At 73.4% G+C, this 14130-nt stretch carries 12 protein-coding genes; 9 read left to right on the forward strand and 3 right to left on the reverse strand.

Features of this window, described 5'->3' with window-relative positions:
- Positions 1-206: 206 nt before the first annotated feature.
- Together OG799_RS34860 and OG799_RS34865 are read right to left on the reverse strand one after the other, a co-directional pair.
- Positions 207-1193: a hypothetical protein gene (locus OG799_RS34860; protein ID WP_406041501.1), complete on the reverse strand. Its 987-nt coding sequence runs from the start codon at positions 1191-1193 to the stop codon at positions 207-209.
- Positions 1194-1206: 13 nt separating this feature from the next.
- Positions 1207-1800 (reverse strand): hypothetical protein, encoded by a 594-nt coding sequence (locus OG799_RS34865; RefSeq protein ID WP_406041503.1) that lies wholly within the window; start codon positions 1798-1800, stop codon positions 1207-1209.
- A 286-nt stretch (positions 1801-2086) separates the two neighbouring features.
- Between OG799_RS34865 and OG799_RS34870 the strand changes: the two genes are divergently transcribed.
- From OG799_RS34870 to OG799_RS34905, 8 genes are all read left to right on the forward strand, one after another.
- Complete coding sequence (locus OG799_RS34870) at positions 2087-3574, forward strand: catalase (protein ID WP_406041505.1); 1488 nt, start codon at positions 2087-2089, stop codon at positions 3572-3574.
- Between the two features lie 232 nt (positions 3575-3806).
- Complete coding sequence (locus tag OG799_RS34875; protein WP_406041507.1) at positions 3807-6149, forward strand: nitrate- and nitrite sensing domain-containing protein; 2343 nt, start codon at positions 3807-3809, stop codon at positions 6147-6149.
- Positions 6149-6571, forward strand: a complete 423-nt coding sequence (locus OG799_RS34880; RefSeq protein WP_406041509.1) for a roadblock/LC7 domain-containing protein — start codon at positions 6149-6151, stop codon at positions 6569-6571. The genes OG799_RS34875 and OG799_RS34880 overlap by 1 nt, the downstream gene beginning before the upstream one ends.
- A complete protein-coding gene (locus tag OG799_RS34885; protein WP_406041511.1) occupies positions 6561-6950 on the forward strand; it encodes a DUF742 domain-containing protein in 390 nt (129 codons plus the stop codon). The genes OG799_RS34880 and OG799_RS34885 overlap by 11 nt, the downstream gene beginning before the upstream one ends.
- Complete coding sequence (locus OG799_RS34890) at positions 6931-7533, forward strand: GTP-binding protein (RefSeq protein ID WP_406041513.1); 603 nt, start codon at positions 6931-6933, stop codon at positions 7531-7533. Before OG799_RS34885 ends, OG799_RS34890 begins: the two co-directional genes overlap by 20 nt.
- Positions 7534-7636: 103 nt before the next feature.
- Positions 7637-8674: a lactonase family protein gene (locus OG799_RS34895; protein WP_406041515.1), complete on the forward strand. Its 1038-nt coding sequence runs from the start codon at positions 7637-7639 to the stop codon at positions 8672-8674.
- A 187-nt stretch (positions 8675-8861) separates the two neighbouring features.
- Entirely contained in the window at positions 8862-10613 is a 1752-nt protein-coding gene (locus OG799_RS34900; protein ID WP_406041517.1) for a substrate-binding domain-containing protein, read from the forward strand.
- Between the two features lie 210 nt (positions 10614-10823).
- Positions 10824-12308 (forward strand): sugar transferase, encoded by a 1485-nt coding sequence (locus OG799_RS34905; protein WP_406041519.1) that lies wholly within the window; start codon positions 10824-10826, stop codon positions 12306-12308.
- A 43-nt stretch (positions 12309-12351) separates the two neighbouring features.
- On the opposite strand, the gene OG799_RS34910 is transcribed toward OG799_RS34905, so the two are convergent.
- Entirely contained in the window at positions 12352-13482 is a 1131-nt protein-coding gene (locus tag OG799_RS34910; protein ID WP_406041521.1) for a PP2C family protein-serine/threonine phosphatase, read from the reverse strand.
- 95 nt (positions 13483-13577) lie between these two features.
- On the opposite strand from OG799_RS34910, the gene OG799_RS34915 reads away from it, so the two are divergent.
- Entirely contained in the window at positions 13578-14108 is a 531-nt protein-coding gene (locus tag OG799_RS34915) for a MarR family winged helix-turn-helix transcriptional regulator (RefSeq protein ID WP_406041523.1), read from the forward strand.
- Positions 14109-14130 lie beyond the last annotated feature (22 nt).

The raw sequence follows: 14130 nt of genomic DNA on the forward strand, positions 1-14130 counted from the left end.
TCCCTCGTCTCGCGTACCCCGTCCGGACCGGGCCATGCCGGGCAGCTCAGACCTCCCGGGCCCGCTCACTTTCGGTCTCCTCGACCAGTGGGTCGTGCGCCCGTTCGTTGCCGATGATGAAGGTGGCGAGAGCGGGTGCCCCGGAGTCCGAACCGCGACACGGCGACGCCCCGGCCACCGACCGGCCGGGGCGCCACGGGTGCCGGTCAGCGACCGAGGACGCGGTCCAGGAAGTCCCGGTAGCCGCGGACCGCGACCCGCAGCTGCTCGGTGTCTGCCGAGCCGGCGTCCTGCCAGCCGCCCAGCTTGGTCTTCTGGTCGCGCAGCGCGGCGGAGAGGGCCTCGATCGCCTCTTCGACCAGCGACTGCGCCTCGCCGACCGCGGCCCGCGGGTCGTCCACGAAGCGGAGCTGGACGTCCCGCCAGCGGTCCCGGAAGCCCTGGGCGGTCTCCGGTTCGAAGAGCGTGGCGGCGTCCGCCGGCACCGCGCCCGGCGTCGGCCGGGCCGCCCCGGCCAGGCCCGCGCCGACCGCACCGGCCCCGGCCGCCGCGGCGCTGGCGTCCGGGTCGACCATCGTCGGCTCGGCGCGGCCATAGCCGGCCGCGCCGGCGGCGACCGCCTCGTCCCGGTCGCCCGGATGCGCGGCCGCCCACCGGTCGGGGTCGTGCAGCCGGTCACCGGCCGTCGGGTCGGCCCGCTCGTCGTCGAACGCGTCGGTCCGCCCCGGGGCGCCGTCGCCCGGCCGGGCGGTGTCCTCGCCGCGCGGGTCCCGCTCGTCCTCCGGTCGGCCGCTGGCCATCGCCGAGGCGGCCACCGCGCCGCCGACCGTCGTTGCGCCGAAGGCGGTGGGCAGCGGCGCCGGCTCGTGGAACTCGGGCCGGCGGTCCGCGTCGGTGTCGGCCGCCTCCTCGTCCGCGTCCCGGGCGTCCCGCAGGTCGTACGGGCGGGTCTCGTCCAGGTCCGCGGCGTCCCGGCGCTCGCCGGTCGTGGTCTGTCGGTCGCGGTCGCCGACCACGGCCGGGTCGTCGAAGGTGCCCCGGTCGTCCAGCGCGTCCTCGGGTACGTCGGCCCGTCCCGTCCGGTCGGGCCGGGGCCGGTCGGCGTCGGAGGCGCCCGACGGTGGCACCGGGACCGGCGCGGATCGTACGGCGTCGGGACGGTCGTTCGTGACCTGCTGCTCTTCCTGGCGCATCGCGGCAGCCTCCTCAGCGGCTCGTGGCGTCGTGCGGGTGGTCGGGGCGGCGCTGGGCCGGCGGTTGGTGTCCGACCGGTTCCTCGCCGAGCAGGTCGGCGATGAGCGCCCGGTAGTGCACGACCGCCTGGCGGAGCTCCTCGGTGCTGGCTTCGCCGCGCTCGGTGCGCAGCCGGATCTCGTGGGCGTCCCGGTAGTGGGTCAGGGTGCGGGCGTGCTCGACGGAGAGATGGGCGATCTGGTCGGAGAAGTCCCCGGTGGGGTACCCACGCTCGGCGATCAGCCGGCTGACCAGCTCGTCGGCGTCGCCGACGGTCTCGCCGGGGGAGTCGACGAAGCGGACCTGCAGTTCCTCCCAGGCGGCGGCGTAGCGAGCCCGGGACTCCGGGTCCAGCGGGGTGAGTTCGAGCTCGGCGTGCCGGCGCTCCCGATCCCGCAGCTCACGCTCGGCCGCGCTCCGGCTGTCCCGTTCGGCGACCACCCGGTCGTACTCGGGGCCGAAGCGTTGCCGGAGCGAGCGGCGGCGGGCCGCCGCCAAGGCGACCGCGACCAGCGCCGCGACCACCAACACGACGATGACTATGACGACTACCTGCGTGGGCGACATGGCTCCTCCTTCGCCGCTGGTATTCCCTCCGTCCACTGATCGCCAATCCCGATCCGGCGCACTTTTCTGGCCGATTCCGCGCCGGTGCTCCCGGGCCGGGCACGGCGATGCCCACAGGACCACCCACCACAAAAACTTGACTCATTCCAGAAAACGCGCTTGGGTCGACGCGTGGGGCTGTCGCGCCGGATCGCCCCGGCCGGCGGCCCCGACCGGTATGAGCTGGGCGGCGACGGTCACCACCTGGTCACTGCCCCGACTGCCAGCACCGATCAGGAGGAGAGCGATGAGCGACCAGGCCGGCAAGCCGATCCTGACGACCCGTCAGGGTCACCCCGTGCACAACAACCAGCAGCAGCGGACGGTCGGCTCCCGCGGCCCGGCGACGCTGGAGAACTACCACTTCCTGGAGAAGATCAGCCACTTCGACCGCGCGCGCATCCCCGAGCGGGTGGTGCACGCCCGCGGCTTCGTCGCGCACGGCGAGTTCGAGGCGTACGGGACGATCGGCGACGAACCCGCCTCGACGTACACCCGGGCCAAGCTGTTCCAGACCAAGGGCAAGAAGACCCCGGTGACCATCCGGTTCTCCACCGTCATCGGCGGCCGGGACTCCTCCGAGGCGACCCGCGACCCGCGCGGCTTCGCGGTCAAGTTCCGTACCGACGACGGCAACTGGGACCTCGTCGGCAACAACCTCCCGGTCTTCTTCATCCGGGACGCGATCAAGTTCCCGGACGTGATCCACGCGCTGAAGCCGGACCCGGTGACCTTCCGCCAGGAGCCGAACCGGATCTTCGACTTCATGTCGAACACCCCCGAGTCGCTGCACATGCTCACCTGGCTGTTCAGCCCGCGCGGCATCCCGACCAACTACCGGACCCAGGACGGCTTCGGGGTGAACACCTACCGGATGGTCAACGCCGCCGGCGAGGGCGTGCTGGTGAAGTACCACTGGAAGTCGCGTCAGGGCGTCGAGTCGCTGACCGAGGAGCAGGCCGCCGGCATCCAGGCCACCGAGCTCGGCCACGCCTCGAAGGACCTGTACGAGGCGATCGAGCGCGGCGAGTACCCGCAGTGGGAGCTCAACGTCCAGATCATGAGCGACGACGAGCACCCGGAGCTGGACTTCGACCCGCTGGACGACACCAAGACCTGGCCGGAGGACGTCTTCCCGCTCCGCCCGGTCGGCGTGATGACGCTCAACCGCAACGTCACCAACTTCCACAACGAGAACGAGCAGATCGCCTTCGGCACCGGCGTGCTGGTGGACGGCCTGGACTTCTCCGACGACAAGATGCTGGTCGGCCGGACGTTCTCCTACTCGGACACCCAGCGCTACCGGGTCGGCCCGAACTACCTGCAGCTCCCGATCAACGCCCCGCGCTCCGACGTCGGAGTGAACACCAACCAGGACGGCGGCCAGATGTCGTACGGGGTGGACAACCGGGGCGGCAACCCGCACATCAACTTCGAGCCGTCCTCGGTGGCCGGCCTGCGGGAGGCCGACGAGTCCTACCGGGAGTACCGCCCGCACGTCTCCGGCCAGATCATGCGCGCCCCGATTGAGCGGCAGAACAACTACGCCCAGGCCGGCGAGCGGTTCCGCACCATGCCCGACCGGGAACGCGACGACCTGGTGAAGAACCTGACCACGCTGCTGGGCCAGTGCGACAAGCACATCCAGGAGAAGATGGTCTGGCACTTCAGCCAGTGCGACGAGGAGTACGGCCGCCGGGTCGCCGAGGGCCTCGGCATCTCCGTCAACGCCTGATCCCGCCTCGCCACGAGCGCCCCGCCGGTCCGTCCGGCGGGGCGCTCGCGTGCGAACGGCGTCCACAACGGAACATCCCGGACCGTAGTGACCGGCGAGACGGCCGGTAGTGCAACCGCCGGGGATTACGTATTCTGCCCAAGGTGCCCGAGCCGGGGCCCGGCGCCATGGCCGGGACCATGTTCGGCCGGTGCCGGTGCCACCCCTGCGACACCTTCCGGGCGAGGTCTGATTGAACACCCGCGACTGGCCGATCCGCGCCAAGCTGACCGCGCTGGTCATCGGCCCGGTGAGCGCGCTGCTGGCGCTCTGGATCTTCGCCACCACAATGGCCTTCGGCCCCGCCCTCGACCTGCTGGCCGCGCGGACCCTCCTCTACGACCTCGGTCGCCCCGGCGAGGCCGTCGTCGCCGAGCTGCAACGGGAACGCCGGCTCTCGGTGGTCCAGCTCGCCGGCGACACCACCCTGCCGGCCCTCGCCGAGCAGCGGCTGCGCACCGACCGGGCCGTCGCCGAGCTGCGCCGCCGGGTCGCCGGGGGCGACCTGCGCGACGCCGCCGACGACCTGCTCGACACCCGGCTCGACCAGTTGGTCGCCGCGCTGGACGCGCTCCCCGCCGGCCGGGGCTTCCTCGACGCCCGGCAGGTGGACCGCTCCGGCGCGGTCGGTCTCTACAGCGGGATGATCTCCTCGGCCTTCCAGGCGTTCTCCGCCATGGCCACGCTGCCGGACGCCGACCTCAACCGGGAGGCGCTGGCGCTCACCGCGCTCGGCCGGTCCCGGGAACTGCTCGGCCAGGCCGACGCGCTGCTGGCCGGCGCGCTGACCGCCGGCCGGTTCGCCGAGGGCGAGCACGACCAGCTCGTCCGGACCATCGACAACCAGCGCTTCCTGGCCGAGACCGCGGTGGCCGACCTGCCCGCGGCGGAACGGACCGCGTACCGGCGGTTGACCGAGGGGGAGGCCTTCGTCCGGCTGAGCGCCCTGCAGGACGCGCTGATCCGCGCCGACGGCCTGCCGCCCCAGCTCGACGTCCGCACCTGGGAGACCAGCCAGGCCGCGGTCCAGCAGGGGCTGCGGGAGTTCGAGCTGAGCGGGGCCGACGAGCTGGCCGAACGCTCGGTGCCGATGGCGGCGCGCATCCTGATCCGGCTCGGCGCCGCCGGGGTGCTCGGTCTGCTCGCCATCGTGGTCTGCGTGCTGGTGGCGCTGCGGGTCGGCCGGTCGCTGGCGGGCCGGCTGACCGGCGTCCGCACCGCCGCCCTGGAGATGGCCGAGCACCGGCTCCCCGACGTGGTCGCCCGGCTGCGCCGCGGCGAGGAGGTCGACGTCGACCGGGAGGCGCCCGAGCTCGACCACGGCGGCGACGAGATCGGCCAGGTCGGACACGCCTTCAACGAGGTACGCCGGACCGCCGTCCAGGCCGCGGTCGACGAGGTCACCCTGCGGCGGGGGCTCAACGAGGTCTTCCTCAACATCGCCCGGCGCAGCCAGGGGCTGGTGCACCGGCAGCTGGCGCTGCTGGACCGGCTGGAGCGGCGCACCGAGGACCCGGACGAGCTGGCCGGCCTCTTCCAGGTCGACCACCTCGCCACCCGACTCCGGCGGCACGCCGAGGACCTGGTCATCCTCGCCGGCGCGGCGCCCGGCCGGGGCTGGCGGAACCCGGTCGCCGCAGTCGACGTGATCCGCGGCGCGATTTCCGAGGTCGAGTCGTACGACCGGGTGGACGTCGGCGTGGTGCACCCGGCCGGCGTGCTGGGCCGAGCCGTCGGCGACGTTATCCACCTGCTCGCCGAGCTGATCGAGAACGCCGCCGTCTTCTCCCCGCCCGGCACTCGGGTCGACGTCTCCGGGCAGGCCGTGCCGAACGGGTACGCCGTCGAGATCACCGACCGGGGGCTGGGCATGTCGTCGCGGGTCCTCGAGGACGCCAACCGCAAGCTGGCCCGGTCCCCCGAGTTCGACCCGGCCGACAGCGCCCGGCTGGGTCACTTCGTGGTGGGCCGGCTCGCCGCCCGGCACGGCGTACGGGTCCAGCTCCGCCCGGCCAGCCCGGCGGGGACGACCGCGGTGGTGCTCATCCCGGCCGACCTGGTCACCGATGAGCCGGTCCTCGGACCGACCGGCCCGGCAGCCGGGGCGGCGACCGGGGACGAGCGCCGGATGGCCAAGGTGACCCGGCTCAACACCCAGCCCCGGCCGAGGACCACCCGGCCCGGCCGGGAACGCCCCGAGCCGGGCACCCCGGTGGTGCCCTTCGTCGCCGGCCGCGGCTCCTCGGTCGAGGCCGCCCCGGAGGGCGACGGCCTGCCCCGCCGGGTCCGTCGCCGGGGGCCGGCGGCGCACCCCCGACCGGTGGTCGCCGACGCCCCGGCCCACCGGCCGCCGGAGGAGGTCCGCCGGACGATGTCCGCGCTCCAGGCCGGCACCGCCCGCGGTCGCCGGGACGGCGCCCGGGCGGTCACGGAGCCGACCGGGCCGACCGCCGAGGCCGCTTCCGACCCGGCGGCCGGGGCCACCCCGCCGGCACCGGCGCCGGAACCCCTGACCGCAACTGAGAGGGACGCCTAGTGGTGCACACGACGAGGCAGAACATCGATCTCGACTGGTTGCTCGACGAGCTGGTGGAGCGGGTGCCCGCGGCCCGCCAGGCGGTGGTGCTGTCGGCGGACGGGCTCCTGCTCGGCGCCTCGGCCGAGCTGAGCCGCACCGACGCGGAGCATCTCTGCGCCCTGGCCTCCGGCTTCTCCAGCCTGGCCAAGGGGGCGACCCGGCACCTGGCGGGCGGCGCGGTCCGGCAGACCGTGGTGGAGATGGAGTCCGCGTACCTCTTCGTCACCGCCGCGGGGCAGGGCGCCTGCCTGGCGGTGGTCAGCGACGCCGACGCCGACATCGGCCTGGTGGCGTACGAGATGGCGATGCTGGTCATCCGGGTCGGCGAGAACCTCACCGCACCGGCCCGGACAGCGTCGGGTGCGGCCGATGCGGGCTGAGTCGCCGGGGCCGCAGCACGAGTGGCTGGACGCCGCCGCCGGGCCGGTCGTCCGCCCGTACACCCTCACCGGCGGCCGGGTACGGCCGGCGGTCGACGGCTTCGACCTGGTCGCGTTCGTGCTGGCCGCGCCGACGGCCGACGCCGCCCGGCATCCCGGGTTGCAGCCGGAACACCGACGGCTCGTCGAGCTGGCCCGGCGGCCGGTCGCGGTGGCCGACCTCGCCGCGGACCTGGATCTCGCCGTCGGCGTGGTCCGCGTGCTGCTCGGCGACCTTCTCGCCCGCGGGTTGGTCGCGGTGCACCAGCCGCCGACCGCGGCTCACCTGCCCGACGACAACATCCTCAAGGCGGTGGTCAATGGACTCCGTGCGCTATGACCGGGAGGGGTCCGGTCAGCGGATCCCGTTGGCCCTGAAGATCCTCATCGCGGGCGGCTTCGGGGCCGGCAAGACGACGCTGGTGAGCGCGCTGAGCGAGGTCCGGCCGTTGCAGACCGAGGAGGTGCTGACCGGGGCCGGGATCGGCACCGACGACCTCTCCGGGGTGGAGCAGAAGTCGACCACCACGGTGGCGATGGACTTCGGCCGGATCACCATCAACGAGGACCTGCAGGTCTACCTCTTCGGCACGCCGGGCCAGGACCGGTTCTGGTTCCTCTGGGACGAGTTGGCCTTCGGGGCTCTCGGCGCGGTGGTGCTCGCGGACACCCGCCGGCTGGCCGACTGCTTTCCCTCGATCGACTACTTCGAGCAGCGCGGCATCCCCTTCGTGGTGGGGGTGAACTGCTTCGACGGGGCCCGCCGGTTCGGCCTGGAATCGGTACGCGACGCGCTCGACCTCGACCCCGACGTGCCGCTGGTGCTCTGCGACGCCCGGGACCGGCAGTCCGGGAAGCTGGTGCTGATCTCGCTGGTCGAGCACGTCGCCCGGCAGCGCGGCGAGCCGGTGCCGGTGGGCTGACCGGGGCCGGCCGCCGGATCGGCGCCGGAAAAGAAGTCTGAACCGCCGGCTTCCCGGGAAGCCTCTGGTTGGATCGACGCAGGAAGCGGCGGAAGGTGGTCCGGTGACCAGGCAGACAACGATCGTCCACATCGGTGGTTACACGGCGGAGAGCGGCGGGCGGGCCGTCGGGATCGTCGCCGCCCGCCGCGACCCGGCGTCGGGGGAGCTGACCCCGCTGGGCACCGCCGCGGTCACCGCGTCGCCGTCCTTCCTGGTCCGGCACCCGGCGCTGCCGGTGCTGTACGCCGTCAACGAGCTGTCGGAGGGGCAGGTCAGCGCGTTCCGGGTGGCCCCGGACGGTGACCTGGCCCCGCTCGGTGTGCAGCCGACCGGGGGCGCCGAACCGTGCCACCTGGCGGTCGCCCCGGACGGGCGGCACCTCTTCGTGGCCAACCACGGCGGCGGCAGCGTGGCCGTCTTCCCGCTCGACTCCGCCGGCGTGCCGGGCGAGCGCACCGATCTGGTCCACCACGAGGGGCACGGGCCGGACCCGGAGCGGCAGGAGAAGGCGCACTGCCACATGGTCTCGCCCGACCCGGGGGCCGGGCCGCTGCTCGCCGTCGACCTGGGTACCGACTCGGTCTACCGGTACGACCTCGACGCCGCCTCCGGCCGGCTGGTGCCCCGGGCCCCGCGGCTGCGGACGCCGGCCGGGACGGGGCCCCGGCACCTGGCCCGGCACCCCGACGGGCGGCGCTGCTGGCTGGTCGGCGAACTGGATGGGACGGTCACGGCGTACGACCTCACCGCCGACGGCGCGCTGCACCAGCGGGAGCGGGTGGACGCCAGCGGACGCGCCGGGCACGTGCAGCCCTCCGAGGTCGCCGTCGGGCCGGACGGCCGTTTCCTCTACGTCGGCAACCGCGGGGTCGGCACGGTGGCGGTCTTCTCGGTGGCCGGCGGGTCCCCGCGGTTGGTGGCCGAGGTCGACACGGGTGGGGAGTGGCCCCGGCACTTCGCGCTGACCGGCGGGCACCTCTACGTCGCCGACGAGCGGGCGGACATGATCAGGATCTTCCGGGTGGACCCGGGCACCGGGGTGCCGGCGGCGGTGGGGGAGCCGGTGCCGGTGGCGAGCCCGACCTGCGTCCGCCCGTAGTCGGACGGTCACCGAGACGACTCGATTGACTGTCCGGAGTGGACTTTCACCACGCCGGATGACTGACCACTCACTCATGGTCACGGTTTTGCGATCAACTGTTTCTTCTGAGTAACTTTCAACCGAACGGTTGTGGCAGTAACCCCACGAGATACGCAAGATGGTCACCGTGTCTGGCCGCCATCGCATGCGTTCAAGCCTTCGTGGGGCAGGTGCCGCCGCGGCGGCGACCGTGCTCGTCGTCGTCGCCGGTTCCTGGTTCGGTTACCAGCAGCTGGCGGGGCCGTCCTGCTCCGGGCGGATCCAACTGTCCGTCGCGGCCACTCCCGAGATCGAGCCGGCCGTCAAGGCGGCGGCCGACAAGTGGGTCGCCGACGGCGCCGCGGTCGGGGGCACCTGCATCGCCGTGAACGTCACCTCCTCCGAGTCGGTCGACGTGGCCGCCGCCGTGGCCAGCAAGCACGGTGCGACGCTGGCCGGCGTCGGGCAGGCCAGCGGCACGGCGGTCACCCCCGACGTCTGGGTGCCGGACTCCTCCACCTGGCTGCTGCGGCTGAAGAACGGCGGCGCCACCGCCTTCGCTCCGGGCAACGGCGCCTCGATCGCCCGCAGCCCGGTGGTGGTCGCCATGCCCGAACCGGTGGCCACCCGAGTCGGCTGGCCGGACAAGAAGCTCAGCTGGACCGAGCTGCTGAAGGCGGTCACCACCGGCAAGTCGCCGCTGAACGCCGGCATCGTGGAGCCGACCCAGGACGCGGCCGGCCTCTCCGGCCTGCTCTCGCTGACCGCCGCCGCCAGCTCCACCGGCTCCCCGGGGTCGCGCGACGCGCAGGAGGCGATGGTGGGTGCGCTGCGCGCGCTGGCCACCAACCGGTCGTCGATCAGGCAGGACCTCCTCGCGCGCTTCCCGCGTTCGAAGGACCCCACCGCCATCGCGAACGGGCTGGGCGCCGCGGCCCTCTCCGAAGAGGACGTCATGGCGTACAACCAGACCAAGCCGCCGATCCCGCTCGCGGCCCTTTACCTCGATCCGTCCCCGATGCCGCTGGACTACCCGTTCGCGGTGCTGCCCGGCATCGAGCCGGCCAAGGAGTCGGCCGCGAAGGTGCTCTTCGAGGTGCTCACCACCCCCGGCTTCCGCAACCGGCTGGCCGCGCAGTCGCTGCGCTCGCCGGACGGCAACTGGGGTGAGGGGTTCAAGGCGCCCCAGGGTGCCCCGAGCCCGGCGGGCGGCGGGGCCACCGTCGCGCCGACCGGTCAGGGCGCGGCGGCCGGCCTGGACCCGGTCGCCATCGCGAGGGCCACCACCACCTGGTCGGCCGCCACCCAGTCCGGCCGGATGCTCTGCATCATCGACGTGTCGGGCTCGATGAAGGACCCGGTGGCCACCGCCAACGGCGCCAGCCGGCAGCAGGTCACCGTCGCCGCCGCGACCCAGGGCCTCGGACTCTTCGACGACTCCTGGTCGATCGGGCTGTGGATCTTCTCCACCAACCTCAACGGCTCGCTGCCCTGGCGGCAGATCATCCCGATCAAGCCGCTGTCGAGCAACCGAGGTGGGCTGCAGCAGGGGCTGGCGTCGATCAAGCCGTCAAAGGGCGACACCGGCCTGTACGACACCATGCTGGCCGCCTACAAGGAGGTCCAGCGGGACTGGCAGCCGGGCAAGGTCAACTCGATCGTGCTCTTCACCGACGGCAAGAATGACAACGCCAGCGGCATCACCCGTGCGGAGCTGCTCGGCCAGCTGAAGAAGCTCAAGGACCCGGAGCAGCCGGTCCAGGTGATCATCATCGGTATCGGCTCCGACGTCAGCCTGGCCGAGCTCAAGTCGATCACCGACGTGACCGGGGGCGCTCCCTTCGTCACCGCCGATCCGACCAAGATCGGTGAGATCTTCCTGCAGGCGATCGCGCTGCGACCGCCCGCGCCCCGCTGATTCGTCACTCAGCGACAGGGTTCCGCCGTACCGGCAGATCTGGTACGGCGGAACGCTTCCCGGCCCAGGTGGGCCGGGAAAAGTGACGGCAATACGTCCGAAGCAATCGGCGTCGATAATCATCCAGGCAAGATGTCGGAGTGCTCCGCCGCCGGTCCTCGATCGAGGGCCACCCGGTCGGGGCCGTCCTGAGCGAGATGGGGAGGGCCGGTGACCTCGGCGACACTGATGACCCCCGCCAGGACCCCGTCGGGGCCGAGGGGCGACCGCCCCGGGCCCGCGACGCGTGCCGACGAGCGGGCCTACATCCGGCTCCTGGCGGTGCTCGACACCGCCGTGCTGGTCGTGGCCATCCTCGTCGGGTACATCGCCCGCTTCGGCGACGAGGAGCCCAGCGGCTCGGAGATCCCGTACGTCCTGATCGCCCCCGGCCTGCTGCTGGCCTGGCTGATCTCGCTCCGGGCGCTCCGCTGCTACGACGACCGGGTACTCGGCTACGGGGCCGACGAGTACCGGCGGGTCAGCTCGGCGAGCCTGCGCCTGGCCGGCGGCATCGCCATCGCCGGCTACATCGCCGACGTCGGCGTCTCCCGCGGCTTCCTGGCGATCTCCTTCGCCGTCGGCACCGTCGGCCTGGAGGTGGCCCGCTTCGCCGCCCGTAAGCGGCTGCACCGTGCCCGGGACCGGGGCGCCGGCTGGTCCCGCAAGGTGCTGGTCGTCGGCGACACGGCGCACGTGCTGGAGCTGGTGCACACCCTGCGCCGGGAACCGTACGCCGGGTACCAGGTGGTCGGGGCGTGCATCCCCGACGCGCTGCTCGCCCCGGTGCCGCAGCGGCTGGGCGACGTGCCGGTGGTCGGCTCGTTCCGGGGCATCCCCGAGGCGGCCACCGCCATCGGGGCGGACACCGTGGCGGTCACCGCCTCCGGCGAGCTGACCGCGACCCGGCTGCGCCGGCTCGGCTGGCAGCTGGAGGGGACCGGGGTGGACCTCGTCGTCGCCCCCGCGCTGACCGATGTCGCCGGTCCCCGCATCCACACCCGGCCGGTCGCCGGCCTGCCGCTGATCCACGTCGAGGCGCCCGAGTTCCGGGGCGCCCGCAAGCTGGTCAAGGGCCTGGTCGACCGGTCCCTGTCGTTCGTGGCGCTGACCCTGCTGCTGCCGCTGCTGGTGGTCATCGCGCTCGCCATCAAGCTGGACAGCCGGGGGCCGGTGCTGTTCCGTCAGACCCGGGTCGGTCAGGGCGGCGAGGAGTTCGGCGTCTTCAAGTTCCGCACCATGGTGGTCAACGCCGACGCCCTGCTCGCCGAGCTCGCCGCGCGGAACGAGACCGACGGCCTGATGTTCAAGATGCGCGACGACCCCCGGGTCACCCGGATCGGCCGGCTGCTGCGCAAGTGGTCCCTGGACGAGCTGCCCCAGCTGGTGAACGTGCTGTTCGGCCAGATGAGCCTGGTCGGCCCGCGCCCGCCGCTCCCCTCCGAGGTGGCCCGGTACGACGGCGACGTGGCCCGGCGGCTGCTGGTGAAGCCCGGCATGACCGGTCTCTGGCAGGTCAGCGGCCGGTCCGACCTGAGCTGGGAGGACGGCATCCGGCTCGACCTCTACTACGTGGAGAACTGGTCGCTCGCCGCCGATCTGACCATCCTCTGGAAGACCTTCGGCGCGGTGGTCAACAGCCGCGGCGCGTACTGAGCCACCGGCCCCCGGCGCGTCGCCGCCGGGGCCGGCGGCCCGGTCAGGGCTGCGGCCCGAGCCAGTCGAGGCAGACCACCACGGCGTCGTCGACCAGGTCGCCGGCCACGAACGCCCGCAGGTCACCGATCAGCGACCGGACCGCATCCAGTGGCTCCATCGGCCCGGTACGCCGCAGGAAGCGGTCCAGCGCCGTCTCGCCGTACCGGACCTGCTGCCCGGTCGCGTCGATGACGCCGTCGCTGACCACGAAGAGCCGGTCCTCGCGGCGCAGCTGGAACTGCTGCTCCCGGTAGTCCGTGCCCTCGAACATGCCCAGCGGGAACTGTTTCTCCAGCGCCTGCTCGCTGACCTCGCCGTCGCGCAGCAGCACCAGCCGCGGCGACCCGGCGTCGACCACGGTCAGCAGCCCGGACGCCAGATCCAGCTCCAGCAGCAGCGCGGAGAGGTGCTGGGCGCCCCGATGCAGGGCGTAGACCGCCTGGTCGGCCAGGGAGGCCTGGTCGGCCAGGCCCAGCTCGGCCCGGCGGGCGTTGCGCAGCGCGTGGGTGGCCAGCGAGGTGAGGATGGAGGCGGCCACCCCTTCACCCGAGCCGTTGATCACCGAGAGCCACAGCCGGTGGCCGTCGTCGGACCAGTCGAAGCTGTCGCCCCGCACCGCGTACGCCGGCTCCAGCTGCCCGGCCATGCTGAACGACGGACGGATCCGGCTACGGCCGGGCAGCAGCTCCCACTGCATCTCGGCGGCGAGCGTGAGTCGCCGGCTGCGCCGGGCGGTCAGGTAGATGTCCGTGCTGGCGGAGACGGCGGCCAGTTCGTGGCCGAGCGCGGTGGCGATCGTGTCGAGCTCGCGGACGGCGGCCGGGTCGTCCGGCACCGGGGAGATCCGCAGCACAGCCCGCCGCTCGCCCCGCATGCCCACCGGGAACCAGCCGGTCCCGTCCGCGATGATCGGCTCCTGGTGGTCGAAGCACCGCCAGGCGGGATGGCCCGGGCCGGTGATCGACTCGCCGCCCGCCAGGGGCAACAGCTCCGCCAGCCGGTAGTCGACCTGGTAGAGCTCGACCCGGGTGATCTGGTACACCTCTTTGAGCTCGCCGGCCAGCCGGTCGAGCAGGAGGTCGGCCGGGGCCTCGGTCAGAGTCCGGCGGGCCAGATCCTCCGGTCCGCTCATCTTTGCTCCTTTGCACAGGTCGGTGCCCTGGTGGGGCGGGTAGTCTCGGGCCCACCATGGCCGAAGAACACGGTCCCTACGGACCAGATGCGAGTATGGCCGCCGCGCTGGACGAGGCGGCGGGCACCCTGCTGGCCGTCTGGGAGGCGGCCCGGGAACGGACCACGAGCCGGCTGTCCAGCGCCCAGTTGCGTGCGGTCATGGTCGTCGAACAGCACGACGGGATCAACCTCCGTCGGCTCGCGACGCTGACGGACATGCTGCTCTCGTCGGCCAGCCGACTCTGCGACCGACTGGTCGCGGCCGGGATGCTGGAGCGGGAGCCGGGCCGGTTCGACCGGCGGGAGATCGCGCTGCACCTGACCCCGGAGGCGAACCGGCTCCTCGCCGAACTGCGCGCCGACCGCCGGCAGCGGCTGGACCGAGTCCTCTCCGGGATGACCCCCGAGGGGCGCGAGGCGCTGCTGCGTGGCATGCGGGAGTTCGACGAGAGCGCCCGCCGCCGGGAGGCCACGGCAACCTCGGAGGCCGGCTGGCCGGTGGCCCAGGGGTCCCGGCGCGCGGAGCCGGCGGCGGAGTGGGTGGACGACCCGGCCGGTGAGCCACCGGTGGCCCGGACGGCCTGACCCGCGCGACGATCCGGGCGGC

Source organism: Micromonospora sp. NBC_00898, from assembly GCF_045207895.1.
Taxonomy (GTDB): domain Bacteria; phylum Actinomycetota; class Actinomycetes; order Mycobacteriales; family Micromonosporaceae; genus Micromonospora.

What these genes read in the sequence shown, in the direction of transcription:
- OG799_RS34915 (WP_406041523.1), top strand. Translation starts at nt 13,578, where the DNA reads ATGGCCGCCGCGCTGGACGAGGCGGCGGGCACCCTGCTGGCCGTCTGG.
- OG799_RS34900 (WP_406041517.1), top strand. Translation starts at nt 8,862, where the DNA reads ATGCGTTCAAGCCTTCGTGGGGCAGGTGCCGCCGCGGCGGCGACCGTG.
- OG799_RS34865 (WP_406041503.1), bottom strand. Translation starts at nt 1,800, where the DNA reads ATGTCGCCCACGCAGGTAGTCGTCATAGTCATCGTCGTGTTGGTGGTC.
- OG799_RS34885 (WP_406041511.1), top strand. Translation starts at nt 6,561, where the DNA reads ATGCGGGCTGAGTCGCCGGGGCCGCAGCACGAGTGGCTGGACGCCGCC.
- OG799_RS34910 (WP_406041521.1), bottom strand. Translation starts at nt 13,482, where the DNA reads ATGAGCGGACCGGAGGATCTGGCCCGCCGGACTCTGACCGAGGCCCCG.
- OG799_RS34890 (WP_406041513.1), top strand. Translation starts at nt 6,931, where the DNA reads ATGGACTCCGTGCGCTATGACCGGGAGGGGTCCGGTCAGCGGATCCCG.
- OG799_RS34870 (WP_406041505.1), top strand. Translation starts at nt 2,087, where the DNA reads ATGAGCGACCAGGCCGGCAAGCCGATCCTGACGACCCGTCAGGGTCAC.
- OG799_RS34860 (WP_406041501.1), bottom strand. Translation starts at nt 1,193, where the DNA reads ATGCGCCAGGAAGAGCAGCAGGTCACGAACGACCGTCCCGACGCCGTA.